The sequence below is a fragment of the Fusobacterium mortiferum ATCC 9817 genome (assembly GCF_000158195.2).
Lineage (GTDB): Bacteria > Fusobacteriota > Fusobacteriia > Fusobacteriales > Fusobacteriaceae > Fusobacterium_A > Fusobacterium_A mortiferum.
In genome coordinates, this window is the sequence record NZ_GL987987.1 from 1 (window position 1) to 26,052 (window position 26,052).

Genomic DNA, 26,052 nt, shown 5'->3' on the forward strand with positions numbered 1-26,052 from the left:
CCTTTAGCTGACCAATACTAATAAGTCGAAGTTTTAACCTTGAATTTACTATATAGTTTTGAATGTTCCATTAAAAGAAGTTAATAATGCTTGGTGAGAAGAGCTACGGGGGTACACCCAGAAACATTCCGAACCTGGAAGTTAAGCCCGTAAACGCTGAAAGTACTTGGAGGGAAGCCTCCTGGGAGGATAGGAACTTGCCAAGCTCTCAATAAGAGTGCTTCCTTAGCTCAGTCGGTAGAGCATGCGGCTGTTAACCGCAGTGTCAATGGTTCGAGTCCATTAGGAAGCGCCATTTTTTTATTTTTTGTAAATTATTTTACCTTGACATTTTATAGGAATTATGATAAAATACTAAAGTTAATTCGATATTCCGCTTTAATAGCAAATAAATTAAATGAATATCTTTAGGAGGAGAATAAATGAAAGAAAAATTAATTCAATTAGTAGAGCAAAGCTACTTAAGAAACGACATTCCTGAATTCAAAGCTGGAGATACTATTGCAGTATACTACAAAGTTGTAGAAGGAAACAAAGAAAGAGTTCAATTATTCGAAGGAGTAGTTATTAGAGTAAATGGTGGAGGAATTGCAAAAACTTTCACAATAAGAAAAGTAACTGCTGGTGTAGGAGTAGAAAGAATAATCCCTGTAAACTCTCCAATGATTGATAAAATCGAAGTATTAAAAGTTGGAAGAGTAAGAAGATCTAAACTTTACTACTTAAGAGGACTTTCTGGTAAAAAAGCAAGAATCAAAGAAATCAGAAAATAATTTTTTAGGAGATGGAAATTTCCATCTCCTTTTTCTTTTTCTAGCTAAAATAATTAAAATATTATATAATTAATATATAATAATTATAAAAAGTAAAAGGAGAGTAAGATGAATAATAATAATTACTATGAAAAACTAGAAAATAATTTTTCAGAATTTTTAAATAATTTAGATAGAGTAGTTTCTATTCCAAGTTATTATCAAGAAGATTCTACTAAATATCCATTTGGAGAAAATATTCAAAAAGTGTTGGAAGAGATGATAGATATTTGTAAAGAATTAGGCTTTAGAACTTATATTGACTCAGAAGGATATTATGGATATGCTGAAATAGGTAGTGGAGAAAAATTAGTAGGAGTATTAGGACATCTTGATGTAGTCCCACCAGGAGATTTAAGTAAATGGGAAAATGAACCTTTTAAACCTGTAATAAAAGATGGAAAATATTATGGAAGAGGAGCACAAGATGATAAAGGACCTACTCTAGCTGCTATATATGCACTAAAAACACTTTTAGATTATGGATTTAAATTAAAATACAGAGTAAGATTTATATTTGGAACAGATGAGGAAAATTTATGGAGAGATATGCCAAAGTATGTTGAAAAAGAGGAAATACCTACAGTAGGCTTTACTCCAGATTCAAAATTTCCATTAATTTATTCAGAAAAAGGATTGTTACAATGTAAACTTATAGCTAAAAATGAGAGTGGTTTAGTATTTAAAGGGGGAGATGCATTTAACTCTGTTCCATCAAATATTATAGTTCCAAAGAATGAGGAATTAATGAAAGTATTACTAGAATTAAATTATGAATTTAAAGATAAAGATGAAGTTATAGAGATAGTAGGAAAAAGTGTCCATGCACAAGTGGCAGAGACTGGAATAAATGCTATTAATAGATATATGCATGCTCTTACAAAACTAGGAAAAGAAACTAAATCAGGAAAATTTATAACTGAAAATTTGATAGGGTATGATTTTGCTGAGCCAATTTTTGAATTAGTAAAAGATGAACATTCAGGGGAATTAAAATTTAATGTAGGTAAGATAGAATTTACTGAAGAAAATGAAATATTAATGATCGATATGAGAATACCTGTAACTTATGATAAAGAAAAAATAGTAGAAACTTTATCAAGAAAAGCTAAAGAGTATGGATTTGAATATATACAGCATGATTATTTAAAATCTATATATGTGCCATTAGATTCTGAATTAATCACAACTTTAATGAGTGCTTATCAAGAAATTACAGGAGATATGGAGTCTCAACCAGTAGCGAGTGGAGGAGCAACATATGCTAGAGCTATGAATAATTGCGTAGCTTTTGGGTGTGTTTTACCAGGAAGTCCTAAGACTGAGCATCAACCAAATGAGTATATTATATTGGATGATATAAAGAAAGCTATGAAAATTTATATGAAAGCTTTTGAAAAGTTTAATAAATAATTTTAGAATGGAGAATATAAATGAATAAAAAGAAAATGCTAAGTGCATATACTATAGTTTTTATATTTTTATTAATAACTGCTGTATTAACCTGGATAGTTCCTCAATCAGTAGTTGTAACAAATGAGAGTGGAATTCAAGAAGTAATTTATAATGCAATATTTGATAGCAATGGAGAAATTATAAGAGGAGTAGGAGCACAACCAGCTGGGCTTTGGGATATTATTATGGCACCAATAACTGGTTTCCAAAATGCTGGACCAGTAAGTATAGCAATACTTATGGCAGGAGCATTTTTAGGATTAATTAATTCTGTAGGAGCTTTAGATGCTGGAATAGGAGGATTACTAAAAAGATATACAGGGACATCTCTTATAGCAATTTTAATGTTTGTATTTGCTATATTTGGAAGTGTTTTTGGTTTTTGGGAGGAGATTCCTGCATTTTCAATAGTTATAGTTCCATTATTTGTATTAGCTGGTTATGATGTAATGACAGGACTTGCAGTTTTATTTATAGGAGCTACAGCTGGGAATATGGCTAGTGTTGTAAATCCATTTTCAGTAGGAGCAGCAATTGGAGCAATAGGAAATCCAGAGCTTTCTCTAGGTAGTGGGATGATTTTAAGAATGGTAATATTTTTAGCTTTATATCTAGTGGGAGTAGTATATGTTATAAAGTATGCTAATACTGTAAAAAAAGATAAAGAAAAATCAATAGTGGCAGGTATTGAAGTAAATACAAGAGTAAATGAAGAGGGACATGAATTACCTGAACTTACTAAAAAAAGATTTTGGTCGATTATGGTATTAGTTGGAATAATTATATTACTAATATTAGGTTATATGCCTTGGTATGTAATAGAATTAGATGGTGGAAGAACATTTCAAGATGTTATAAATGCTCCTATTAATTTCATAGCTTCAATACCTATATTAGGAAGTTTAAGTGGCTTTAAACATTTCACTCCTTTTGGTGATTGGTATTTTGGAGAATTTGCCTTTGTTTTCTTATTAGGGTCAATATTAATTGGATTAATAAATAGAATGCCAGAGGAGCAGTTTGTAAAAGAATTTGCAAATGGTGCTAAGGATTTATTAGGAGTAATACTAGTACTTTCTGTTGCTAATGGTATATCTGTACTTATGGGAAGTAAAAGTGAAGGAATGTCTGTAACATTTGTTTATTGGATTCAAACAGCTCTTCAAGGAATACCATCTTGGGCTTTTTCAATAGCAACAGTGGTTGCTTATGTAGGAATAGGATTTTTCTTACAATCTACAAGTGGAGTAGCAGGAATAACAATGCCAATATTAGGTGCTGTAACAATGGCACTTTTTCAAGGTTCAGATATTGGAGCTGCTGGTGGGCAAGTAATGTTGATATCAGCATTTACTGTGGGGATTAATTTTATGTGTGGAATTTATCCTGGAGCAAGTACAATGGGGACACTAGAATTATTCCATGTACCATATGATAGATATCTAAAATTTGTATTGAAAATATTATTACCAATGTTAGCGATAGGGTGTTTAATAATTTCAGCTTCACAGTTCTTAGGATTAATTTAAAAATATAGAGAAGGAACAATACCTTTTAGTATTAATTCCTTCTCTTTTTAATTATTTAAATTAAAAAATTTTTTATTCTTTCTAAAAAAGTCTCTTGCTGAGGCAGAAGTTTTTTTAACTCTTCCTTTAAATATCTTTTTCTTTTTCCATTAGGACAACTACTACATAATTTTGCTTTACAAATATTACAGCTGATAAGAATTTTATCTAACTCACTTTGATATTTTTGAATCATAAAAGTAAAACCTCCCTAATAATAATTTTTAGATATCTTCTTACTATAAATATTAGTGTTTTGATAAACTAATGTCAATAAAATAAAAATTAAAACATTTTGTAGTAAAAATGAGTCTAAAAAATATCTTTTCAAAGGGAGGTGAAAATTTAATGTAAATTTTAAAAAAATATGATAAAATATATATTAATCAAGGTTTATGGAGTGAAATATGGAAAAAAGTAAATTAATATTGAATGGAATTTTTTATATTATTATAACAATAATATTTATAATTTTATTTGTTAAAGAGAAACAAATAGGAGCTTTTATAAAAACTAATAGAGATAAATTTTCAGACAATCTAGTTTTAAAGTTGGGTTGGGAAGGAAAAAGCTCAGGAATATTTTTAAAAAAAGCAATTGCTTTTATAGAAAGTATTGGAACAGCACTTATTTTAGTTTTAATTATTCAAAAAATTTATTTAGGAAATTTTTTAGTGCCAACAGGTTCAATGGAACCTACTATAATGCCTAAGGATAGACTTTTTGGAAATATGGTAGTCTATAAATTTAGAAAGCCAGAGAGAAATGAAATAATAGTGTTTAAAGAGCCAATTCAAAATAAAGTTTTATATACTAAAAGAGTAATGGGATTACCAGGAGAAAAGGTATTTTTAAAGGATAATCATCTCTATGTTAATGATGAGAAAATAAATATAAGAGAGTACTCTAGTTTAGGACAATTAGGAGAGGCTAATTACTGGATAATACCTAAAAAAGGAGATACAATAGAAGTTATACCTGGAGCTAATTATGGAGAGTATACATGGAGCAAGGGTGGAAAACCAGTAGATGTTGCTGAAGTTCAAAAACAATTAGTAGATAACCCAGGAGCAGTAGCACAAATACTTCCAGATTTAGAATTTAGAGTTAATGGAGAAAAAACAGGAATGGTACTTGATATTATTCATGATTCAAAAGCTGTAGAAAAGATACTTTCTGGAGAAAAAGTTACTGTAACAGCTGATGAAGATTATTATTTAGCTTTAGGAGATAATACTAATGGGAGCTATGATTCAAGAATGTGGGGATTTGTAAAAGAGAGTAGAATAAAAGGAAAAGCTTTTGTAAGATTTTGGCCTTTGAATAGAATATCACTTTTAAAATAGTATGGAGTGAAGATGGGAATAGTTTATGATATTGATGTAAAAATATTAGAAGAATTAGAAAAAAAATGTTTTCCTAATAGTTCCTATACTCTAAATCAATTGGAGGAGATAATATCAGATAAAGAGAAATATCAAATATTAGCAGTAAATGATAAAAATATAATAAAGGGATATATAATCCTTTTTGATAATAGTGAATCTCTAGAAATTATGAAGATAGGAACTTTAGTTGAATATAGAAGACAGGGAATAGGAAAAATTTTAATAGATGAGATTTCAAAAATGAAAAAGGATATTTTCTTAGAAGTTAGAGAGAGCAATAGTGCCAGAGAATTTTATAAAAGTTGTGGATTTGAAGAGGTAGGAAAAAGAAAAAATTATTATCCTGACACCAGAGAAGCAGCTATTATAATGGTAAAAAATTTTTAAAAATTATACATAATTAAATCACAAAAAATCTATAAAATAACTAATACGTATAAAAAGGATGGTAAAAAATGGAAACAAATATTTATTCAAACCCTCTAGCAGAAAGATATAGTTCAAAGGAGATGTTAGAAAACTTTTCTCCAGACAAAAAGTTTTCTACTTGGAGAAAACTTTGGGTGGCTTTAGCTGAAGCAGAAAAGGAACTTGGATTGAATATTACTGATGAGCAAATTGAAGAGATGAAAGCTAATATCTATAATATTGATTATGAATTAGCAGCTAAAAAAGAAGCAGAGTTTAGACATGATGTAATGGCACATGTACATACATTTGGGACACAAGCTCCAAAGGCTATGCCTATAATCCACTTAGGAGCAACAAGTGCCTACGTTGGAGATAATACTGATTTAATTCAAATAAAAGATGGATTAGATATTATAAAAACTAAATTAGTAAATGTAATTTCTGAAATGTCAAAATTTGCTATGGCAAATAAAGATTTACCTACTTTAGGATTTACTCATTTCCAAGCAGCACAACTTACTACTGTTGGAAAAAGAGCAACTTTATGGTTACAAAGTTTATTATTAGATTTAGAAGAGTTAGAGTTTAGAGAAAATACTTTAAGATTTAGAGGAGTAAAGGGAACTACTGGAACGCAAGCAAGTTTCCAAGAGTTATTTAATGGAGATTTTGAAAAAGTAAAAGAGTTGGATAGAAGAATAACTGAGAAAATGGGATTTGGTAAGAGATTTTTAGTAACAGGTCAAACTTATGATAGAAAAGTTGACTCTGAAGTAATGAATCTACTTGCAAATATTGCTCAATCAGCTCATAAATTTACAAATGATTTAAGACTTTTACAACATTTAAAAGAGATAGAAGAACCATTTGAAAAAAGTCAAATTGGATCATCAGCGATGGCTTATAAAAGAAATCCAATGAGAAGTGAGAGAATATCATCATTAGCTAAATTTGTAATAGCATTACAACAAAGTACAGCTATGACAGCATCAACTCAATGGTTTGAAAGAACATTAGATGATTCTGCTAATAAAAGATTATCATTACCACAAGCTTTCTTAGCAGTAGATGCTATATTAATCATTTGGAAGAATGTTTTAGATGGATTAGTTGTTTATCCAAAAATGATAGAAAAAAGAATTATGGCTGAGCTACCATTTATGTCAACTGAATATATTATAATGGAATGTGTAAAAAATGGTGGAGATAGACAAGAATTACATGAGAGAATAAGAGTTCATTCAATGGAAGCTGGAAAAAATGTAAAAGTTAAAGGAAAAGATAATGATTTAATTGATAGAATAATCAATGATAAATACTTTAACTTAGACAAAGATAGATTATTAGAGATATTAGACCCTAAAAACTTTATTGGATTTGCTCCAGAGCAAACAGAGGAATTTGTAAATATAGAGGTTAAGCCAATATTAGAAAAATATAGTAATAGATTAGGAATGAAAGCAACTTTAAAGGTTTAATGGAAAATAGAAAAAGAGAGATATATTTAACTGCATTTGTTTTAGTAGCATTATATCTTTCCCTTGCAGAAAACTTTATTCCAAAACCATTTCCTTGGATGAAAATAGGGCTATCAAATATAGCTGTTTTGGTAGCCCTTGAAAAATTTGATTCTAAGTTTGCTGTTGAGTTAGTATTACTTAGAATCTTTATTCAAGGATTAATGTTAGGTACATTATTTACACCTGGGTTTATAATAAGTTTTGTTGCAGGGACTTTGACAACTATATTTATGATAGGGTTATATAAATTTAGAAAATATCTTTCATTGATAGCAATCAGTTCGTTATCAGCTTTTCTACACAATCTATTTCAACTCATAGTAGTATATTTCCTTATGTTTAGAAATGTTTCTTTATATTCAAAGTCTATTATGGGGTTTGTGTGGATTTTTTTAATTATAGGAGTAGGAGCTGGGGTTATTACTGGCTTTATAGGAGAAAAGTTAAATTTAAGAAGGAGCAGAATAGAATGAGAAAATACTTTGGAACAGATGGAATAAGAGGAGAAGCAAATAGAGAGCTAACTGTAGATATAGCTTTAAGATTAGGATATGCTCTTGGATATTATTTAAAAAGGGAAAATCCAGATAAAAAGAAAATAAAAGTAATTATGGGGTGTGATACAAGAATATCTGGATATATGTTGAGGTCAGCAATGCTTGCAGGGCTTACTTCAATGGGAGTACCTGTGGATTTTGTAGGAGTAATATCAACTCCAGCGGTAGCTTATTTAACAAAAGCGAAGAAAGCAGATGCAGGTATAATGATATCAGCTTCTCACAATCCTGCTAAAGATAATGGATTAAAAGTATTTGCTGGAAACGGATATAAGTTACCTGATGAAGTAGAATTAGAGATAGAAAGACTTATGGATGATCCAACTATTTTAGCTAATCCAATTGCTGGAGATAAAGTTGGAAAATTCAAATATGCAGAAGATGAATATTATTCATACAGAGACCATTTATTAGCTTCTGTAAATGGAGACTTTTCAGGAATGAAAATAGTTGTAGATACAGCTAATGGTTCAGCTTATAGAATAGCTAAAGATGTATTTTTAGCTCTAGGAGCAGAGGTAGTACTTATAAATGATGCTCCAAATGGAACTAATATAAATGTAAGATGTGGTTCTACTCATCCAGAAATTCTTACAAAAGTAGTAGTAGGATATGAGGCAGATTTAGGTCTTGCTTATGATGGAGATGCAGATAGATTAATAGCTGTAGATAGACACGGAAATATAATTGATGGAGATAAAATAATAGCTACTCTTGCTATGGGAATGAAAAGAAAAGGGGAATTAAAAGAAAATAAAGTTGTTACAACTGTAATGAGTAATATGGGATTTGAAAATTATTTAAAAGAAAATGGAATAGAGCTACTTAGAGCCAATGTAGGAGATAGGTATGTACTTGAAAAAATGATAGAGCATAATGTAGCTATTGGTGGAGAGCAATCTGGACATATTATATTATTACAATATGCAACAACAGGTGATGGAGTTTTAACTTCTTTAAAATTAGTTGAAGCTTTAAGAGATGAAAAGAAATATTTAGATGAGATGATAGGAGATATAAAAGATTGGCCACAAAAATTAGTAAATGTAGTTGTAGATAATAACAAGAAAAATATTTGGAATAAAAATAAAAATATAACAGACTTTATAGCTCAAAAAGAGAAAGAGATGGAAGGACTTGGAAGAGTTTTAGTTAGAACATCTGGAACGGAGCCATTAGTAAGAGTGATGGTAGAAGGTAAAGAGATGAATATGGTGGAAAAAGTTGTAAATGAGATAGCTGAAGTTGTAAAGAAAGAGCTAGCTTAATTAAGGAGAGATAGATGTATAAAGTTTTCTCAAAATTATATGACAAATTTATGGAGTTTTCTGACTATGGAGCTTGGGAAAAGCAGGTAGAAGAGTTAATAAAAGAGGGACAACCTAATGGAAAAACTCTTTTAGACATAGGATGTGGAACAGGAGAATTACTTCTAAGAATGACAAAGAACTATCAATGTGATGGTATGGATTTGTCAGAAGAGATGTTAAAAATAGCTCAAAGAAAATTAAAACATAGAGAAGTCAGACTTTTCTTAGGAGATATGGTTGAATTTGATACTGGATATAAATATGATATTATGGTTTCATTATTTGATACTGTAAATCATATGGTATCAGTAGAAGAGTTAGAAAGTCACTTAGAGAGTGTGCTTAACTCTTTAAATAATGGAGGAGTTTATATTTTTGATATAGTGGATAGAGAGTTTATGGATACAATGTTTCCTGGGGGACTTTTTGTAGATAATAGAAAAGATATAACTTGTATTTGGGAACATGAGATAGAAGAAGGAATAGATTATATAGATGCTACATATTTCTTAAAAAATTCTCGTGGAAGTTGGGATAAATTAACAGAATCATATTCTAAAAAAATCTTTACTCATAATGAGATAGAAGAAAGTGTAAAAAAAGTTGGATTAACTTTAGTTAAAAGAGTAATAAATGATAAAATAGCAGGAAAAAGATTTGTGTATTTATTGAAAAAATAAGTGATATTTATAACATTATAAAAAAGAATTTTAATAAAAAATCATAATAAGTTTGACTATTTTTGTTTTATATTATAAAATTATATAGTGGAGCAAGTGAGAGTATATGAAATTTGTTAAATGGATCACGAAAGATATTATACATGCGTTATCTTTATTAAGTTATTTAGGTTTTTTAATAGTAGGAAATATACTCTTATATATTGGAATCTATAAATTAATAGAAAAGTATTTTTTTAAGAGTACAATATTATTTATAGTTTTAGTCATAATAGGAGTTATAAGTGGATTTTATAATGCCTATGTAGCAATAATGAGAAAATAAGGAGATTAAGTGGATAAAATAAAAAGTTTATTTAAAAGAACTGGAATAACAGCTTTGATAATATTGATTTATGGAATAATTATTGGAAGCAAAGAGGTATATTTTGGAATGTTTTCTGGAGCTTTGGTATCCATCTTAGGACTTTATTTGTTATGCTTAGATGTAAAAAAGATAATAGCAACACAACAAGGTTCATATAAAAGAGGTATCTTAGGATATCTTCAAAGATATGCTCTATATGGTGTTTATTTAGGAGTGATGGCAAAATTTTTTGGGCTGTCAATGATAATATGTTCGGGACTAGGGCTTCTAAATGTAAAAGCAAATATTTTACTTATGGCTCTTTCTGATAAAGTTATTAAAATAAGGGATAAAAACCTAAAATAATATTAAGAAAGGAGGGTTTGATAATCAATGAACAAACTAAAAACAATTATTCCAATAGCTATAATAGCAGCAATTGGAGGGATTATTAGGAAACTGAGTTTTATAGAGTTTCAGGTACCCCCTTTGGTAGAAGGACCAAGAGTAGTCTTCTTTATTCCATTACCAGAGTTCCTTCATAAGATACCTTTTGCAATGGAAACAGCAAATGGTGGATATGGGTTACCAGTTACAATTACAGTAGTTACTACTTGGTTTTTAATATTATTTATGTTTATACTTTTTAGAGTTGGGACTAGTAAGTTAGAAGTAATTCCAGGTAAATTGCAACTTATTTTAGAAAGTATATATGCTTTTTTAGATGGAGTAGTAGGACAGATGATGGGTTCATGGAAGAAAAAATATCTATCATACATTGGACCATTATTTCTATTTATATTTACAGCAAATACAATAAGTTTCTTTCCAATTCCATGGTTTTCTATAGTTGATGGACATATAACTTTTGCTCCAGCATTTAGATCACCAACATCTGACTTGAATACAACAGTTGGATTAGCACTTTTAACAACATTTATGTTCTTAAAAGCAAGTATAAAAACAAATGGAGTTTTAGGATATTTTAAAGGTTTCTTAGCACCAATTCCAGTAATGTTACCATTAAATATTGTTGGAGAGTTTGCAAAACCAGTAAATATATCAGTCAGACTTTTCGGAAATGCATTTGCAGGAGGAGTAATTATGGGACTTCTATATATGGGAGCTCCAGCAGCAATACCTGCAGGATTACACTTATACTTTGACCTATTCTCAGGATTAGTACAAAGTTTCGTATTTATAATGTTAAGTATGGTATATATTCAAGGTTCTCTTGGAGACAGTGAGTATGTAGAAGAATAAAGTTTTAAAAATATCAGGAGGTAAAAAAATGGATCAAATGTTATTAGCAAAAACAATAGTATTAGCAGCATCAGCAGTAGGTGTAGGATGTGCAATGATAGCTGGATTAGGACCAGGAATTGGAGAGGGATATGCAGCTGGTAAAGCGGTAGAATCAGTAGCAAGACAACCAGAAGCAAAAGGAGATATCATCTCTACAATGATTTTAGGACAAGCAGTATCTGAGTCAACAGGTATTTACTCACTAGTTGTATCATTAATATTAATGTATGCAAATCCTTTCATTGGATTATTAGGATAATCCTATAATCAGTCACAAAAAATAACTGATTATCATCTGGAAAGGAGGTAGAAAATTTGGCGACAACTATAATGCCAGTAGTATCAGTAGATATTAATATGTTCTGGCAGATAATAAACTTTTTTATACTTGTATTTGTGTTTAACAAGTATTTCAAAAAACCTTTAGGTAAAATGTTAGACAGTAGAAAAGAAAAGATAACTAGCGATTTAAGAGAAGCTGATGAAAATAAAAAAGCAGCTATAAAACTTCAAAAAGAATCTGAAGAAATTTTAAGAAAAGCTAAAATTGAAGCTAATGAAATTCTTAAAACTGCTGAGAAAAAAGCAGATGAGAGAAGAGAAAGTATCTTAAATGAGGCTAAAACTCAAAGAGAAAAAATTATAAAAACTGCAGAAATGGAAGCTCTTAAAATGAAAACAGATGCTAAGGAGATATTACAAGAGGAAGTTAAAGTTCTTGCAGTTAAATTAGCTGAAAAACTTATTGAAGAGAGAATAAATCCAAAAATCGAGTCTACCTTAATAGATGAGTTTATAGAAGGGGTAGGGGAAGAAAAATGATAGCTAACCAAGTAGGAAGAAGATATGCAGAGGCTATCTATGAAATCGCAGTTTCTAGTGATAAAGTAAAAGAGATATATGAAGCTTTAAATCAAATGATGGAGCTTTATAAAAATGATAATGAATTTAAAACTTTTATCACTCATCCATTAATTGAATTAGATGAGAAGAAAAGAGTTTTAAAAGAGATGTTTAAAAATTCTGATGAGACAATAGAAAATATAATTTTCTATATCTTAGATAAAAAAAGAATGGAAAACATAAGAAATATAACAGCTGAGTATCTAAAAATTTATTATGAAAAAAATCAGATAGTAGATGTAGAGGCTACTTTTGCTGTTGAGCCTAGTGAAGCTCAAAAAACTAAGTTAATAGCAAACTTAGAAAAGAAAACTGGTAAAAAAGTTAAACTGGCTATAAAAGTTGATAAGAGCATCTTAGGAGGAGGTATTATCAGGATAGGTGATACTGTAATAGATGGTTCTATACGTAAAGAGCTAGAAAATATAAAGAAAAGATAATGATTTGTAACAGGAGGTGTAAATCAGTTGAACATTAGACCAGAAGAGATTAGCAGCATAATTAAAAATGAGATTGAGAACTATAAAAAAAGTCTTGATATAAAAACTTCAGGTTCAGTATTAGAAGTAGGAGACGGTATTGCAAGAATCTATGGACTTAGTAGTGCAATGTCTGGAGAGCTTCTAGAATTTCCACATGGAGTAATGGGAATGGCACTAAACCTAGAAGAAGATAACGTTGGAGCCGTTATTCTAGGAGACTTCTCCCTAATTAAAGAAGGAGATGAAGTTAAAGCTACTGGAAGAGTTGTTTCAGTTCCAGCAGGGGAAGCTATGTTAGGAAGAGTAGTTAATGCCCTTGGAGAACCAATTGATGGAAAAGGTGAGATTAAACCTGAAAAATACATGGAGATAGAGAGAAAAGCGTCAGGAATCATCTCTAGAAAACCTGTATCAGAACCACTACAAACAGGTATTAAATCTATAGATGGAATGGTACCTATTGGAAGAGGACAAAGGGAATTAATCATCGGAGATAGACAAACAGGAAAGACTGCTATAGCTATTGATGCTATTATCAACCAAAAAGGAACAGGGGTAAAGTGTATCTATGTTGCTATTGGACAAAAAAGATCAACTGTAGCACAAATATATAAAAAGCTTGAGGATGCAGGAGCTATGGAGTACACTACTATCGTTGCTGCAACAGCATCAGAAGCTGCACCATTACAATATATGGCACCATACTCAGGAGTAGCTATGGGAGAGTACTTCATGGATAAAGGTGAGCATGTATTAATAATATATGATGATCTTTCTAAACATGCAGTAGCTTATAGAGAGATGTCATTATTACTTAAAAGACCACCTGGAAGAGAAGCTTATCCAGGAGACGTATTCTACTTACACTCAAGATTACTTGAAAGAGCAGCTAAATTATCTGATAAATTAGGTGGAGGTTCAATAACAGCTCTACCAATAATTGAAACACAAGCTGGAGACGTATCTGCATACATCCCAACAAACGTAATTTCAATTACAGATGGACAAATATTCCTAGATTCTCAATTATTTAACTCTGGATTCAGACCGGCTATCAATGCAGGTATTTCAGTTTCAAGGGTTGGAGGATCAGCTCAAATAAAAGCTATGAAACAAGTTGCTGCTAAAGTAAAACTTGAATTAGCACAATACAATGAATTATTAACATTTGCTCAATTTGGTTCTGACCTAGATAAAGCTACAAAAGCTCAACTAGAAAGAGGACACAGAATCATGGAAGTATTAAAGCAATCTCAATACAAACCATATGCTGTTGAAGAGCAAGTAGTATCATTCTTTGCATTAATTAATGGATACTTAGATTCTATTGAATTAGATAAAGTAAGAAGATTTGAAGCAGAATTAATAACTGAATTAAAAAATACAACTAATATTCTTGATGAAATTAGAGAGAAAAAAGCTCTTGATAAAGATATTGAAGCTAAATTAGGAGATGCTATTAACGCATTTAAAAAGAATTTTAACTAGGAAGAGGTGGGAGAATGGCTGGAGCTAAAGAGATAAAAAATAGAATAAAAAGTGTTCAGTCTACTCACCAAATTACTAAAGCCATGGAAATTGTTTCTACTACTAAGTTTAAAAGATTTTCAGCTCTAGTTGTAAAGTCTAGACCATTTGCTGAGAGTATTCAAACTATACTTTCAAATATAGCGGCTGGAATAAAAAGTGAAAGACATCCTCTTTTTGATGGAAGAGATGAAGTTAAAAAAATTGGTGTCATAGTTATGACTTCTGATACAGGACTTTGTGGAAGTTTTAACCATGCAACATTAAAAGAGTTAGAAAAAATTAGAAAAGCTAATAGTGGAAAAGAGGTTTCAGTAATTGCTATCGGAAAGAAAGCAAGAGATTACTGCACTAAGAGAAATTATGATTTAAAAGCAAGTTATGTACAACTTGTACCTGAAACTATGGGTAAAAAAGCTCAAGAAATCAGTGAGAATATTGTAGATTACTATTATGAAAATATTTTTGATGAGGTATATGTAATTTATAATAAATTCATATCAGCTCTTAGAAGTGATTTAACAGTTAAAAAACTTATTCCAATAGAAAGAGTAGAGGCTAAAGAAAATACTTCGTATATTTTTGAACCAGATGCAGAAACAATTTTATCTGCTCTTCTTCCAAAATATTTAAATGTTGAGATTTATCAAGCTCTATTAAATAATGCTGCAAGTGAGCATTCAGCTAGAAAGAATTCTATGAAGAATGCAACTGAAAATGCAGAAGAGATGATGACAATGCTTAACTTGAAGTACAATAGAGAAAGACAAGCTGCAATCACTCAAGAAATCACAGAGATTGTTGGTGGAGCAGCAGCTTTAAATTAATGATTAGGAGGCAATAGGGTGGAAAACAAAGGAACTATAACTCAGATTATTAGTGCCGTTGTAGACGTTGCTTTTAAAGATAAATTGCCTAATATATACAATGCCTTAAAAGTTAAGGTTGATGATAAAGAGCTTGTACTAGAAGTACAACAACACTTAGGTAATAATGTAATAAGAGCGGTAGCAATGGATTCTACTGACGGACTACAAAGAGGTATGGAAGTAATAGACACTGGAGCACCTATAAAGGTACCAGTAGGAAAAGCAGTATTAGGAAGAATATTAAATGTTTTAGGACAACCAGTTGACGACAACGGACCAGTTGAAACAGATGAATATTTACCTATACATAGAGATGCTCCAAGCTTTGAGGAGCAAGAAACAGAAACTGAAATTTTCGAAACAGGAATCAAAGTAATTGACCTTTTAGCACCATATATTAAAGGAGGAAAAATTGGTCTATTCGGAGGAGCTGGAGTAGGAAAAACAGTTCTAATTATGGAGCTTATCAATAACATTGCTAAGGGACATGGAGGACTTTCAGTATTTGCTGGAGTAGGAGAAAGAACAAGAGAAGGAAGAGACCTTTATGATGAAATGACTGAATCAGGAGTTTTATCTAAAACATCTCTAGTTTATGGACAAATGAATGAGCCACCTGGAGCAAGACTAAGAGTTGCTTTAACAGGATTAACTGTAGCAGAGAACTTCAGAGATAAAGAAGGACAAGACGTTCTACTATTCATAGATAACATATTCAGATTTACACAAGCTGGATCTGAAGTATCAGCTCTATTAGGAAGAATGCCTTCTGCAGTTGGATACCAACCAAACCTTGCAACAGAGATGGGAGCTCTTCAAGAAAGAATCACATCTACTAAATCTGGATCAATTACATCAGTTCAAGCTGTATATGTACCAGCAGACGACTTAACTGACCCAGCACCAGCAACAACATTCTCACACTTAGATGCTACAACAGTTTTATCAAGACAAATAGCATCATTAGGAATCTATCCAGCAGTTGACCCATTAGATTCTACATCTAAAGCTCTATCTGCTGATATAGTTGGAACAGAGCACTACAATGTTGCTAGAGAAGTACAAGAAGTATTACAAAGATATAAAGAACTTCAAGATATCATTGCTATCTTAGGTATGGACGAGTTATCTGATGAAGATAAACTTACTGTATCAAGAGCAAGAAAAATTCAAAGATTCTTCTCTCAACCATTCTCAGTTGCTGAGCAATTTACAGGAATGGAAGGAAAATATGTTCCAGTAAAAGAGACAATCAGAGGATTTAAAGAGATATTAGAAGGTAAACATGACGATATCCCTGAACAAGCTTTCCTATATGTAGGAACAATAGAGGAGGCAGTAGCAAAGGCGAGAGACCTTATGAAAGGGGATGAATAGTTATGGCTACATTTAAAATAAAAGTTGTAACTTATGAGGAGAAAGTTCTTGAGCAAGAAGCTGAGTTTGTTCTTGTAAGAACAACAGAGGGAGATATGGGAATACTCCCAAATCACTCTCCATTTATAGCTGGATTAAGTACAGGAGAAATGAAGATAAGACTTAATGGAAAAGAAGAGAAATACTTTGTTTCAGAAGGATTATTAGAAATTTCTAATAACGTAGTAACTATTATAGCTACTGAAGCTATTCCAGCTGATCAGCTTGATGTAGAGAGAGCTAAAAAAGAGGTAGAAGAGTTAAAAGCTAAACTTGCTAAAATGCAAGAAGATAAAGATATTCTTTTAACTCAAAAAAATCTACACAAGGCTTTAATGAAAGTACAAGTTGCAGAAAAATTATTATAAAAATAATTAAGCAGTCTAAATGGCTGCTTTTTTATTTATTTTATATAAAAAAAGGAGTATAATAAAATTAAGAGATTGTATAAATAGGTGAGATAAATATGGAGAATAAAAATGATTTTTCACAAGGAAATATTTATAAACATATAATGGGACTTGCTATTCCAATGACAATAGCTCAAATGGTACAAGTACTTTATAATATAGTTGATAGAATATATATTGGTCATCTTCAAGGTAGTTCTTCATTAGCACTTACAGGATTAGGATTAACCTTTCCTATTGTAACTATTGTAGCAGCATTTACAAATTTGTTTGGAATGGGAGGAGCACCGCTTTGTTCAATTGCAAGAGGAAAAAATGATATGGAGAGAGCAGAAGTTATAATGGGAAATACTTTTATCTTATTGATAATAAGTAGTTTTATTTTAATGCTTTCATCGTATATATTCATGAAACCTCTTCTTTATATATTTGGTGCTAGTGATATAACTTATCCTTATGCTGCAGAATATTTAAAAATATATTTATTAGGGACACCATTTATAATGTTAGGAACAGGAATGAATGGTTTTATTAATTCTCAAGGTTTTGGAAAAATTGGGATGATGACAATACTTTTAGGTGCAATTATAAATATCATATTAGATCCTATATTTATATTTTATTTTAATTTGGGGATATCAGGAGCTGCAATAGCTACGATAATTTCACAGCTATTATCAGTAATTTGGGTAATGAAATTTTTATTAGGAGATAAGACAATATTAAAGTTAAATAAAAAAAGTATGAAATTAGAGAGCGAATTGAGTAAAAATATAATGGGCTTAGGATTAGCTGGATTTGTAATGTCTGCTACAAATGGAGCTGTTCAAATTGCTTGTAATGCTACACTAAAAGGTCAGGGTGGCGATGTATATATTGGAATAATGACTGTATTAAGCTCAATAAGAGATGTAATAATGTTACCAATTCATGGAGTAACAACTGGAGCACAGCCAGTTTTAGGGTATAATTATGGGGCTAAAAAATATGATAGAATAAAAAAAGGAATATTTTTTATTACTGTTGTAACAGTTATATATATGTTAATAGCTTGGATAGTTGTATTTATATTTCCAGAAAATTTTATAAAGGTATTTAGTTCAGATAATGAGCTATTAGTAAAGGGTATACCTGCTATGAATATTTATTACTTTGGATTTTTTATGATGGCTTTTCAAGTAGCAGGGCAATCAATATTTGTAGCATTAGGACAATCTAAACAGGCTGTATTTTTTTCACTCTTTAGAAAAATAATAGTAGTAGTACCATTAACTTTATTTTTACCATATGTAGCAAATTTAGGAGTTAAGGGAGTATTTTTAGCTGAACCAATTTCTAATTTTGTAGGAGGAACAGCTTGTTATATAGCTATGTTGATGACTATAAGAAAAATATTAAAAGATGAGAGGGAAAAGATATGAATATAATGATAAGAGAGGGAAAGGTAGAAGATTTAAAAGAGATGAACTCATTATTTGAAGATTTAGATAAACATCATAGGGTAAACTTACCAAATATTTTTAAAAAAGGGAATATAGAGGGAAGAACTTTAGAACATATAGAAAATATGTGTAAAGATAAAAATAGTAAGATATTTGTAGCAGAGAGTGAAGGTAAATTATTAGGATTAGCTGAAGTGATAAAAAAGAAAAATGTTCCTTACCCTTTGAAAATAGATAGGGAATGGATAGTTTTAGATACTATAATAGTCAAAGAAGAATATAGAGGAATGGGAATAGGAAATATGTTATTTGATACTATCTTAGACTGGACTAAAGAAAAAGGAATTAATAGAATAGAAGTAAATGTATATGAATTTAATAAAAGTGCAATATCATTTTATAAAGGATTAGGATTTGAAAATTTTAGTAGAATTATGTATTTAGAGATATAAAAAATTAAAGGAAAATATATTTAGATTGCTTTCTAAATATATTTTCTTTTTTTATTAGATGAAAATAAGAAGTATTGAAAAATGAGGTTTTATGGTATAATTAAAAGAAAAAAGGAGGAAAAAATATGATAAAGAATTTTGTACATCTACATTTACATACTGAATATAGCCTCCTTGATGGAGTAGGAAAGATAGATGATTATTTAGGTAGAGCCAAAGAGTTAGGAATGCAAGCTATAGCAATTACTGACCATGGAAATCTTTTTGGAGCCTTAGAATTTTATAAAAAGGCAAGAAAAAAAGGGATAAAGCCAATAATAGGAATGGAAGCCTATGTTTGTGAAAGGGGAATGGAAGATAAAGAAGGAAGAAACTTTCATCTAATCCTTTTGGCAAGAGATAATGAAGGGTATAGAAATCTTTTAAAGATAAGTTCAGAGAGTTTTATAAGAGGATTTTATTATAAACCAAGAGTAGATAAAAATTTTTTAAAAGAACATAGTGAAGGGTTAATAGCTCTTTCAGCTTGTATGCAGGGAGAGATATCTAGAAGAATTTTAGATATGGAAAGTGAAGATAAAATATCTAGTGCAATAGATGAGTATGTAGATATTTTTGGAAAAGAGAATTTCTTCATAGAAGTACAAGCAAATGGAATAAAAGAGCAATTTGAATTAAATGAAAAACTTTATGAAATAGCTAAGCAAAATAATTTAAAATTGGTAGCTACTAATGATACTCATTATGTAAATGAGGGAGAGCACACACTTCAAGATATTTTAATTTGTGTGCAAACAGGAGCTAAACTTTCTGATGAAAAGAGAATGAGAATAGAAACTGAAGAGCTATTTTTAAAAAGTAGAGAGCAAGTATTAGGACAGCTTGGAGAGAAATATCTAGAGGCAGTAGATAATACTATTATTATAGCAGAGAGATGTAATGTAGATATAGAGTTTGGACATTTCAAATTTCCAGATTATAAGATACCTACTTGTGTAAAAACTATTGAAGCTTTTTTAAGAAAGTTAGTGTATTTAGGATTATCTAAAAGGTATCCTCATGGTCTTACTAAAAGTATAGTAGAAAGAGTGGAGTATGAGCTTGGAATAATAGAGAAGATGGGATATGCTGGATACTTTGTAGTAGTATGGGATTTTATAGATTTTGCCAGAAGAAAAAATATTCCAATAGGACCAGGAAGAGGTTCTGCTGCTGGAAGTTTGATAGCTTATGCATTGGGAATAACTCAACTAGACCCATTAAAATATAATCTAATTTTTGAAAGATTTTTAAATCCAGAGAGAATATCTATGCCAGATATAGATATAGATATTTGTCAAGAAAGACGTCAAGAGGTAATAGATTATGTTATAGAAAAATATGGAGCTGATAAGGTAGCTCAGATCATTACCTTTGGAACCATGAAAGCTAGAGCAGCTATTCGTGATGTAGGAAGAGTACTAAATACTCCACTTAGTAAAATAGATGCAGTGGCGAAATTAGTTCCTTTTAATGCTACTATAAAGCAGACTTTAGAGGGAGTAGAGGAGTTTAGAAAACAGTATTTAGAAGATAGAGAGATACAAAAAGTTATAGATATTTCAGCTAAGATAGAGAATAAAGTAAGGCATGCCTCTGTACATGCAGCAGGGATAGTAATTACTAAGGATCCACTTACTGATACAGTGCCACTTTATTGTGACACGAAAAATAAGGTAGTTTCTACTCAATATCAAATGAAAGAGTTAGAAGATTTAGGACTTTTAAAGATGGACTTTTTAGGGCTTAGAAATCTTACTAACTTACAAAGAACTATTGATTATATAAAAGAGGACTTAGGAGAAGAGATTAGGCTAGAGGATATTCCACTAAATTCTAAAAAAGTATATGAATTGCTTTCTAGAGGGGATACATCTGGAGTATTCCAGATGGAGTCAGTGGGTATTAGAAAAATATTAGTAAAATTAAAACCTGATAAATTTGAAGATATCATTGCACTTTTAGCTCTATATAGACCTGGACCTCTTGGCTCTGGAATGGTAGATGATTTCATCAATGGTAAGAATGGGATAACTGAGATAAAATATCCACATCCATCATTAGAGCAAACATTGAAGGAAACTTATGGAGTAATTCTATATCAAGAGCAAGTAATGAAGATAGCTAATATAATGGCTGGATACTCTTTAGGAGAAGCAGATTTATTAAGAAGAGCTATGGGAAAAAAGAATGTTCAAATAATGGAGGAGAATAGAGAAAAATTTATTACTCGTTCAATAGAAAATGGTTATAGTGAAGAGAAAGCACTAGAGATGTTTGAACTTATAGATAAATTTGCTGGATATGGATTTAATAAATCTCACTCAGCAGCTTATGCCCTTATAGCTTATTGGACAGCTTATTTTAAAGCTCACTATATGAAACATTATTATGCAGCACTTATGACATCAGAGATGGCACATATTGAAGATATAGCTTATTATGTAGATGATGCTAAAGTACATAATTTGAAATTACACCTTCCAGATGTCAATAGAGCTACTTCTAAATTTATTGTAGATAAAGATGGAATTGTATTTTCATTAGCAGCTATAAAAAATGTAGGAGAGGGAGTGTCTGAAAAGATACTTGAAGAGTATAATGAAAATGGAGAGTATAAAAATTTAGAAGATTTCGTAGTGAGAACTAAAAAGTATGGACTTAATAAAAAAGCATTAGAGTCTTTGATTTTAGCTGGAGCTTTAGATGGACTTCCTGGAAATAGAAGACAAAAATTTGAATCAGTAGATAAGATAATTGATTATGCTAATAGAAAATTAAAAGAAGATGATATACAGCAGATGAATCTTTTTGGTGAAGCTAAATCCTCTTTAGGAGTATTTACATTGCCTCAAGTAACAGAATACTCTTTAGATGAATTGTTATCTAAGGAGAAAGAGTATTTAGGATTTTATTTTAGTGCACATCCATTAGATAGTTATAGAAGACTTATAAAAGTATTTAGATTATCTCCTATCAACGAAATAAAGGAAGAAAAGACTACGCAAATTTTAAAAACTTGTGGAATACTAAGAGATGTAAAAAAAATAGTAACTAAAAACTCTGGACAGATAATGGGAGTTTTTGAATTAGAAGATTATTATGATAAGATTTCTTGTGTTCTTTTTCCAAAAGATTATGAGAGATATACTCATATACTTTTAGAAGGAAAACCTGTATATATTGAAGGAAGCATACAGATAGACTATTTTAAAGGAACTGAGAATAAGAAACTTATAGTTAGAAAATTAAAGTTTTTAGATGATATAGTTAGAGAGAAAAATTTAAAATTGTATATTTTAATGGTAGAAGAGGATAGAGAAAAATTTAGTAGACTCAAGGAGATTTTAAATAAATCGGTAGGAGAAACACCTGTTTTCTTTGCTATTAAAGATAAAAATCATAAAGAGATAAAGAAAAGTAAATATAATATAACTCCAGATAAGATTTTTCTTGATGAAATAGTAGAATTGATGGGAGAAGAGAGGGTAACTATAAAATAACGGTAGTAATTTTTATTGAAATATAGGCAAGTTAGTGGTAAAATATATTGATATTATATAAGGAGGATTTTATGAAAGGTGATGTAAATACTATTGAAGAGTTAATGAAAATACTTCAAGAGAAAAAATTGACTGAGATATCATATGAAACATCTGAAATAAAAATAAATATAAAAGGTTCTCTTATACCAGAGAGTAAACCAGTAGCTTCTAAAAAAGTTGAAGCAAAAAAAGAGGAAACTAAGAAAAAAGTAGTAAATTGTAGAGATATAGTATCTGAACATATAGGAAGATATAACTATCTAAAAAAAGATGGGACACCTATAATTGAAGTAGGGCAAGAGATAAAAGAGGGACAGGAATTAGGAAATGTAGTTGCTGTTGGAGTAGCTTTACCAGTAATAGCTAAATTTTCAGGGAAAATAGAAGAAATATATATTGAAAACGGTAAGCCAGTAGATTATGGAAGACCATTAATAAAAGTTAAGATTTCATAATCAAAATTCTTGGATTATCAGGAGGAAAAATAATGTTTAAAAAAATACTTATTGCCAATAGAGGAGAAATTGCTGTAAGAGTAATAAGAGCAGCTAAAGAATTAGGAATAAAAACTGTTGCTGTATATTCAGAAGCTGATAAGGAAAGTTTACATGTAAGACTTGCAGATGAGGCTGTATGTATAGGAGGAGTATCTAGTACAGAGTCTTACTTAAAAGTTCCTAATATAATAGCAGCAGCTGAGATAACAGGAGCAGATGCTATACACCCAGGATATGGATTTTTATCAGAAAATGCTAAATTTGCTTCAATATGTGAAGAGCACAATATAACATTTATAGGACCAAGACCAGAGTGTATCACAAAGATGGGAGATAAGGCAACAGCTAGAGCAACAGCCATAGCTAATAATGTACCACTTACTAATGGAACAGGAATAGTAAGAAGTATATCAGAAGCTAAAAAAGAGGTAAATGAGAGAATAACATATCCAGTAATGATTAAAGCCACAGCTGGTGGTGGAGGAAAGGGTATGAGAATTGCTAGAAATGATGAAGAGTTAGAAATGAACATAGTAGCAGCTCAAACAGAGGCTGGAGCAGCTTTTGGAAACCCTGATGTATATATAGAAAAATTTGTAGAGAATCCTAGACATATAGAGATACAAATTTTAGGAGATAAATATGGAAATGTTATATATTTAGGAGAAAGAGATTGTTCTATTCAAAGAAGACATCAAAAACTTATTGAGGAAGCTCCATCATTTTCATTACCATATGAAGTAAGAAAAGCTATGGGAGAGGCAGCTGTTACATTAGCTAAAGCTATAAACTATGATTCGGCTGGAACATTAGAATTTTTAGTAGATAAGGATAATAAATTCTATTTTATGGAAATGAATACAAGAGTTCAAGTTGAGCATACTGTAACTGAAATGGTAACAGGATTAGATATTATAAAACTTCAAATTCAAATAGCTTCAGGAGCTAAATTAAATATTTCACAAGATGATATTCAGCTATTTGGACATGCAATAGAGTGTAGAATAAATGCTGAAGATCCAGAAAATAATTTCTTACCATCACCAGGAGTACTTACAAAATATATAGTTCCTGGAGGAAATGGAGTAAGAGTTGATTCTCATTCATACCAAGGATATGAGATAAGCCCATATTATGATTCGATGATAGGAAAACTTATAACTTTTGGAATAAATAGAGAGGAAGCTATTGCTAAGATGAAGAGAGCTCTTAATGAGTATATAATTGAGGGAATAGATACTACTATACCATTCCATTTAGAAGTATTAAATAATGAACTTTATTTAGCTGGAAAAACTTCAACAAACTTTATAGAAGAAAATTTTTCAAAAAAATAATTTTATAAGTAGTAGTTTTTTTTGAAAAAATTAGGTATAATATATAGTAGAAGATTACACGGAGGTGTTACAGATGAGCGAATTAGGAAATATTAGAATATCTGATGATGTGGTGAAAACAATAGCAGCTAAGGCAGCTTCTGATGTAGAAGGAGTATATAAATTAGCTGGAGGAGTAGCTGACGAAGTTAGTAAAATCTTAGGAAAGAAAAGACCTACAAATGGTGTAAAAGTAGAGGTAGGAGAAAAAGAGTGCAGCATCGAAATATTTATCGTTGTTGAGTATGGATATCTTATCTCAGAAGTTGCTCATGATGTACAAAAAGCAGTTTTACAAGCTGTATCAGAACTTAGTGGGCTAAAAGTAGTGGAAGTAAATGTTTATGTTCAAGATGTAAAAATTAGAACTGAAGAAGTTTCTGAAGAGGAAGAAGAAGATTTAGAAGCGTAACTCCATAGAGGTGTTTAAAAAGCACCTCTAATCTTTTATTATAGGTGGTATTTATGATTAAAAAAATTATATTCTTTTTTGCATGGTTAGGAATATTTTTGCTTTCAATAACAGGAATAGTATATGTGGCGGTACCAAAATATTTAGTACAATTTAACACTTATATTGGAACTTTAAGTTATGATATAGTTGTTCTTGCAATATCAATTATTTATTTCATAATATCAATATTAAAATTTTTATCTCTATTTGAAAGAACAAAAGATTATGAGATAAAAACAGAAGATGGAGTTGTATATATATCTTCAGCTTCTGTAACAAGTTTTATAAGAGAACTTTTATCTAAAGATAAAGAGATTTCTAATATAAGGGTAGAAACTTCTAAAAAAGGAAGAAAATTCAATATAAGAGTAAGATTAGATATGCTTTCAAATGGAAATATATCTGGTAAGTCATCTTCAATACAAAATGAAATAAAAAGTAAATTAGCTGATAAGATGGGACTAGAAGTAGGAGCTATAGAAGTAAAAATATCTAAATTAGCTGTTAAAGATACTGATAGTCAAGCAGAAGAATAGAGGTGGGATACATGTTGGATGAAATTATAATAAACCTTATTCAAAATAGAAAGAGATACCTCTATGCCTTTGTAGGATTTATAGTGTCACTTTTATTAGTAACAGTTGGAATATTTGAAACTATATTTATATTATTAGTTACATTTGTAGGATATTGCTTGGGAAGTCCTGTTTTTGTTAAAAAGGCAAAAAAAATTAAAAATATATTATCTGAAAAATTAAATGAAGAATAGGAAAGGAAAATAATGAGTAGAAGAGTAGCAAGAGAAGAACTATTTAAATTAGTTTTTGAAAGTGAATTAAAAGAGGAGAGTACAAAAGAGGTACTAGATAACTATTTAAAAAGAGATGAAGTTTTAACTAATGAAAATGAGCTAGCATTTATAAAAAAATATATGAATGGAATAGCTGAAAATAATGATAGAATATTAGAAACTATCAATAATAATATCACTGGTTGGAGCTTTGAAAGAATAGGAAACGTGGAAAAAGCTTTATTAAGATGCTCTGTATATGAACTTTTATGTGAAACTACTCCACATGAGATAGTTGTAAATGAAGTTGTAGAGCTTGCAAAACTTTATGGTGATGAAAAAACTTCTGAATTTGTAAATGGAGTATTAGCTAAGATAATAAATAAATAATTAGAAAAAATTTTTATAAAATATTAAATAAATATTTAAAAACTCAAGAATGATAAAGATTAAAGTATTCTTGAGTTTTTTATTTTTGGTGATAATTATTTATTAGGA

General features: G+C 30.2%; 29 protein-coding genes, 1 tRNA gene and 1 rRNA gene. 30 read left to right on the top strand and 1 reads right to left on the bottom strand.

Annotated elements, in window-relative coordinates; all coding sequences use genetic code 11:
• Positions 1-89: 89 nt before the first annotated feature.
• From rrf to FMAG_RS00025, 5 genes are all read left to right on the top strand, one after another.
• Positions 90-206 (top strand): 5S ribosomal RNA (rrf, locus tag FMAG_RS00005).
• 13 nt (positions 207-219) lie between these two features.
• Positions 220-295: transfer RNA gene (locus FMAG_RS00010), tRNA-Asn, on the top strand.
• Positions 296-422: 127 nt separating this feature from the next.
• Positions 423-773, top strand: coding sequence for a 50S ribosomal protein L19 (gene rplS, locus FMAG_RS00015; protein ID WP_005882833.1), 351 nt, complete (start codon positions 423-425; stop codon positions 771-773).
• Between the two features lie 108 nt (positions 774-881).
• The gene (locus FMAG_RS00020; RefSeq protein ID WP_005882836.1) at positions 882-2,225 is read left to right on the top strand and encodes a Sapep family Mn(2+)-dependent dipeptidase; all 1,344 of its coding nucleotides are present in this window, start codon (positions 882-884) and stop codon (positions 2,223-2,225) included.
• 20 nt (positions 2,226-2,245) lie between these two features.
• Complete coding sequence (locus FMAG_RS00025) at positions 2,246-3,796, top strand: YfcC family protein (protein ID WP_005882838.1); 1,551 nt, start codon at positions 2,246-2,248, stop codon at positions 3,794-3,796.
• Positions 3,797-3,851: 55 nt separating this feature from the next.
• Here the strand turns inward: FMAG_RS00025 and FMAG_RS00030 are convergent, their stop codons facing one another.
• Positions 3,852-4,031: a hypothetical protein gene (locus FMAG_RS00030; RefSeq protein WP_005882840.1), complete on the bottom strand. Its 180-nt coding sequence runs from the start codon at positions 4,029-4,031 to the stop codon at positions 3,852-3,854.
• 211 nt (positions 4,032-4,242) lie between these two features.
• On the opposite strand from FMAG_RS00030, the gene lepB reads away from it, so the two are divergent.
• From lepB to nusB, 25 genes are all read left to right on the top strand, one after another.
• The gene (lepB, locus tag FMAG_RS00035; protein WP_005882842.1) at positions 4,243-5,181 is read left to right on the top strand and encodes a signal peptidase I; all 939 of its coding nucleotides are present in this window, start codon (positions 4,243-4,245) and stop codon (positions 5,179-5,181) included.
• 12 nt (positions 5,182-5,193) lie between these two features.
• Positions 5,194-5,610 (top strand): ribosomal protein S18-alanine N-acetyltransferase, encoded by a 417-nt coding sequence (rimI, locus tag FMAG_RS00040; protein WP_005882843.1) that lies wholly within the window; start codon positions 5,194-5,196, stop codon positions 5,608-5,610.
• Positions 5,611-5,678: 68 nt separating this feature from the next.
• Positions 5,679-7,112 (top strand): adenylosuccinate lyase, encoded by a 1,434-nt coding sequence (purB, locus tag FMAG_RS00045; protein ID WP_005882845.1) that lies wholly within the window; start codon positions 5,679-5,681, stop codon positions 7,110-7,112.
• Positions 7,112-7,627 carry a Gx transporter family protein gene (locus tag FMAG_RS00050; protein ID WP_005882847.1) on the top strand — a complete coding sequence of 172 codons (516 nt, stop codon included), beginning with the start codon at positions 7,112-7,114 and terminating at the stop codon, positions 7,625-7,627. Before purB ends, FMAG_RS00050 begins: the two co-directional genes overlap by 1 nt.
• A complete protein-coding gene (gene glmM / locus FMAG_RS00055; RefSeq protein ID WP_005882849.1) occupies positions 7,624-8,979 on the top strand; it encodes a phosphoglucosamine mutase in 1,356 nt (451 codons plus the stop codon). The genes FMAG_RS00050 and glmM overlap by 4 nt, the downstream gene beginning before the upstream one ends.
• A gap of 14 nt (positions 8,980-8,993) precedes the next feature.
• Positions 8,994-9,701 (top strand): class I SAM-dependent DNA methyltransferase, encoded by a 708-nt coding sequence (locus tag FMAG_RS00060; protein WP_005882851.1) that lies wholly within the window; start codon positions 8,994-8,996, stop codon positions 9,699-9,701.
• Between the two features lie 106 nt (positions 9,702-9,807).
• Positions 9,808-10,026 carry an AtpZ/AtpI family protein gene (locus tag FMAG_RS00065; protein ID WP_005882853.1) on the top strand — a complete coding sequence of 73 codons (219 nt, stop codon included), beginning with the start codon at positions 9,808-9,810 and terminating at the stop codon, positions 10,024-10,026.
• A 9-nt stretch (positions 10,027-10,035) separates the two neighbouring features.
• Positions 10,036-10,413, top strand: coding sequence for an ATP synthase subunit I (locus FMAG_RS00070; protein ID WP_005882855.1), 378 nt, complete (start codon positions 10,036-10,038; stop codon positions 10,411-10,413).
• Positions 10,414-10,440: 27 nt separating this feature from the next.
• Complete coding sequence (atpB, locus tag FMAG_RS00075) at positions 10,441-11,310, top strand: F0F1 ATP synthase subunit A (RefSeq protein WP_005882857.1); 870 nt, start codon at positions 10,441-10,443, stop codon at positions 11,308-11,310.
• A gap of 28 nt (positions 11,311-11,338) precedes the next feature.
• Complete coding sequence (atpE, locus tag FMAG_RS00080) at positions 11,339-11,611, top strand: ATP synthase F0 subunit C (protein WP_005882859.1); 273 nt, start codon at positions 11,339-11,341, stop codon at positions 11,609-11,611.
• Positions 11,612-11,667: 56 nt separating this feature from the next.
• Entirely contained in the window at positions 11,668-12,174 is a 507-nt protein-coding gene (gene atpF / locus FMAG_RS00085; protein ID WP_005882861.1) for a F0F1 ATP synthase subunit B, read from the top strand.
• Positions 12,171-12,695, top strand: a complete 525-nt coding sequence (gene atpH, locus FMAG_RS00090) for an ATP synthase F1 subunit delta (RefSeq protein WP_005882863.1) — start codon at positions 12,171-12,173, stop codon at positions 12,693-12,695. Before atpF ends, atpH begins: the two co-directional genes overlap by 4 nt.
• 27 nt (positions 12,696-12,722) lie before the next feature.
• On the top strand, positions 12,723-14,225 hold the full coding sequence (gene atpA / locus FMAG_RS00095) for a F0F1 ATP synthase subunit alpha (protein ID WP_005882865.1): 1,503 nt from the start codon (positions 12,723-12,725) through the stop codon (positions 14,223-14,225).
• Between the two features lie 14 nt (positions 14,226-14,239).
• Positions 14,240-15,091 carry an ATP synthase F1 subunit gamma gene (gene atpG, locus FMAG_RS00100; RefSeq protein ID WP_005882867.1) on the top strand — a complete coding sequence of 284 codons (852 nt, stop codon included), beginning with the start codon at positions 14,240-14,242 and terminating at the stop codon, positions 15,089-15,091.
• A gap of 18 nt (positions 15,092-15,109) precedes the next feature.
• Positions 15,110-16,510 carry a F0F1 ATP synthase subunit beta gene (gene atpD / locus FMAG_RS00105; RefSeq protein ID WP_005882868.1) on the top strand — a complete coding sequence of 467 codons (1,401 nt, stop codon included), beginning with the start codon at positions 15,110-15,112 and terminating at the stop codon, positions 16,508-16,510.
• Positions 16,511-16,512: 2 nt separating this feature from the next.
• A complete protein-coding gene (atpC, locus tag FMAG_RS00110) occupies positions 16,513-16,917 on the top strand; it encodes an ATP synthase F1 subunit epsilon (RefSeq protein ID WP_005882870.1) in 405 nt (134 codons plus the stop codon).
• Between the two features lie 98 nt (positions 16,918-17,015).
• Positions 17,016-18,380 carry an MATE family efflux transporter gene (locus FMAG_RS00115; RefSeq protein ID WP_005882872.1) on the top strand — a complete coding sequence of 455 codons (1,365 nt, stop codon included), beginning with the start codon at positions 17,016-17,018 and terminating at the stop codon, positions 18,378-18,380.
• The gene (locus FMAG_RS00120) at positions 18,377-18,853 is read left to right on the top strand and encodes a GNAT family N-acetyltransferase (protein ID WP_005882874.1); all 477 of its coding nucleotides are present in this window, start codon (positions 18,377-18,379) and stop codon (positions 18,851-18,853) included. The genes FMAG_RS00115 and FMAG_RS00120 overlap by 4 nt, the downstream gene beginning before the upstream one ends.
• A gap of 125 nt (positions 18,854-18,978) precedes the next feature.
• Positions 18,979-22,395 carry a DNA polymerase III subunit alpha gene (locus FMAG_RS00125; protein ID WP_005882876.1) on the top strand — a complete coding sequence of 1,139 codons (3,417 nt, stop codon included), beginning with the start codon at positions 18,979-18,981 and terminating at the stop codon, positions 22,393-22,395.
• A gap of 71 nt (positions 22,396-22,466) precedes the next feature.
• On the top strand, positions 22,467-22,892 hold the full coding sequence (locus FMAG_RS00130) for an acetyl-CoA carboxylase biotin carboxyl carrier protein (protein WP_005882878.1): 426 nt from the start codon (positions 22,467-22,469) through the stop codon (positions 22,890-22,892).
• A gap of 32 nt (positions 22,893-22,924) precedes the next feature.
• Positions 22,925-24,271 (top strand): acetyl-CoA carboxylase biotin carboxylase subunit, encoded by a 1,347-nt coding sequence (gene accC, locus FMAG_RS00135; RefSeq protein ID WP_005882880.1) that lies wholly within the window; start codon positions 22,925-22,927, stop codon positions 24,269-24,271.
• Positions 24,272-24,344: 73 nt separating this feature from the next.
• Positions 24,345-24,722, top strand: coding sequence for an Asp23/Gls24 family envelope stress response protein (locus FMAG_RS00140; RefSeq protein WP_005882882.1), 378 nt, complete (start codon positions 24,345-24,347; stop codon positions 24,720-24,722).
• 53 nt (positions 24,723-24,775) lie between these two features.
• Positions 24,776-25,300 carry an alkaline shock response membrane anchor protein AmaP gene (amaP, locus tag FMAG_RS00145; protein ID WP_005882884.1) on the top strand — a complete coding sequence of 175 codons (525 nt, stop codon included), beginning with the start codon at positions 24,776-24,778 and terminating at the stop codon, positions 25,298-25,300.
• 11 nt (positions 25,301-25,311) lie between these two features.
• Positions 25,312-25,533, top strand: coding sequence for a DUF2273 domain-containing protein (locus FMAG_RS00150; protein ID WP_005882886.1), 222 nt, complete (start codon positions 25,312-25,314; stop codon positions 25,531-25,533).
• A 12-nt stretch (positions 25,534-25,545) separates the two neighbouring features.
• Positions 25,546-25,944 carry a transcription antitermination factor NusB gene (gene nusB, locus FMAG_RS00155; RefSeq protein ID WP_005882888.1) on the top strand — a complete coding sequence of 133 codons (399 nt, stop codon included), beginning with the start codon at positions 25,546-25,548 and terminating at the stop codon, positions 25,942-25,944.
• Positions 25,945-26,052: the final 108 nt, after the last annotated feature.

Excerpts from the sequence above, each read along its gene's own strand:
- rplS (WP_005882833.1), top strand. The coding sequence starts at position 423 with ATGAAAGAAAAATTAATTCAATTAGTAGAGCAAAGCTACTTAAGAAAC.
- FMAG_RS00020 (WP_005882836.1), top strand. The coding sequence starts at position 882 with ATGAATAATAATAATTACTATGAAAAACTAGAAAATAATTTTTCAGAA.
- FMAG_RS00025 (WP_005882838.1), top strand. The coding sequence starts at position 2,246 with ATGAATAAAAAGAAAATGCTAAGTGCATATACTATAGTTTTTATATTT.
- FMAG_RS00030 (WP_005882840.1), bottom strand. The coding sequence starts at position 4,031 with ATGATTCAAAAATATCAAAGTGAGTTAGATAAAATTCTTATCAGCTGT.
- lepB (WP_005882842.1), top strand. The coding sequence starts at position 4,243 with ATGGAAAAAAGTAAATTAATATTGAATGGAATTTTTTATATTATTATA.
- rimI (WP_005882843.1), top strand. The coding sequence starts at position 5,194 with ATGGGAATAGTTTATGATATTGATGTAAAAATATTAGAAGAATTAGAA.
- purB (WP_005882845.1), top strand. The coding sequence starts at position 5,679 with ATGGAAACAAATATTTATTCAAACCCTCTAGCAGAAAGATATAGTTCA.
- FMAG_RS00050 (WP_005882847.1), top strand. The coding sequence starts at position 7,112 with ATGGAAAATAGAAAAAGAGAGATATATTTAACTGCATTTGTTTTAGTA.
- glmM (WP_005882849.1), top strand. The coding sequence starts at position 7,624 with ATGAGAAAATACTTTGGAACAGATGGAATAAGAGGAGAAGCAAATAGA.
- FMAG_RS00060 (WP_005882851.1), top strand. The coding sequence starts at position 8,994 with ATGTATAAAGTTTTCTCAAAATTATATGACAAATTTATGGAGTTTTCT.
- FMAG_RS00065 (WP_005882853.1), top strand. The coding sequence starts at position 9,808 with ATGAAATTTGTTAAATGGATCACGAAAGATATTATACATGCGTTATCT.
- atpB (WP_005882857.1), top strand. The coding sequence starts at position 10,441 with ATGAACAAACTAAAAACAATTATTCCAATAGCTATAATAGCAGCAATT.
- atpE (WP_005882859.1), top strand. The coding sequence starts at position 11,339 with ATGGATCAAATGTTATTAGCAAAAACAATAGTATTAGCAGCATCAGCA.
- atpH (WP_005882863.1), top strand. The coding sequence starts at position 12,171 with ATGATAGCTAACCAAGTAGGAAGAAGATATGCAGAGGCTATCTATGAA.
- atpG (WP_005882867.1), top strand. The coding sequence starts at position 14,240 with ATGGCTGGAGCTAAAGAGATAAAAAATAGAATAAAAAGTGTTCAGTCT.
- atpC (WP_005882870.1), top strand. The coding sequence starts at position 16,513 with ATGGCTACATTTAAAATAAAAGTTGTAACTTATGAGGAGAAAGTTCTT.
- FMAG_RS00115 (WP_005882872.1), top strand. The coding sequence starts at position 17,016 with ATGGAGAATAAAAATGATTTTTCACAAGGAAATATTTATAAACATATA.
- FMAG_RS00120 (WP_005882874.1), top strand. The coding sequence starts at position 18,377 with ATGAATATAATGATAAGAGAGGGAAAGGTAGAAGATTTAAAAGAGATG.
- FMAG_RS00125 (WP_005882876.1), top strand. The coding sequence starts at position 18,979 with ATGATAAAGAATTTTGTACATCTACATTTACATACTGAATATAGCCTC.
- FMAG_RS00130 (WP_005882878.1), top strand. The coding sequence starts at position 22,467 with ATGAAAGGTGATGTAAATACTATTGAAGAGTTAATGAAAATACTTCAA.
- accC (WP_005882880.1), top strand. The coding sequence starts at position 22,925 with ATGTTTAAAAAAATACTTATTGCCAATAGAGGAGAAATTGCTGTAAGA.
- FMAG_RS00140 (WP_005882882.1), top strand. The coding sequence starts at position 24,345 with ATGAGCGAATTAGGAAATATTAGAATATCTGATGATGTGGTGAAAACA.
- amaP (WP_005882884.1), top strand. The coding sequence starts at position 24,776 with ATGATTAAAAAAATTATATTCTTTTTTGCATGGTTAGGAATATTTTTG.
- FMAG_RS00150 (WP_005882886.1), top strand. The coding sequence starts at position 25,312 with ATGTTGGATGAAATTATAATAAACCTTATTCAAAATAGAAAGAGATAC.
- nusB (WP_005882888.1), top strand. The coding sequence starts at position 25,546 with ATGAGTAGAAGAGTAGCAAGAGAAGAACTATTTAAATTAGTTTTTGAA.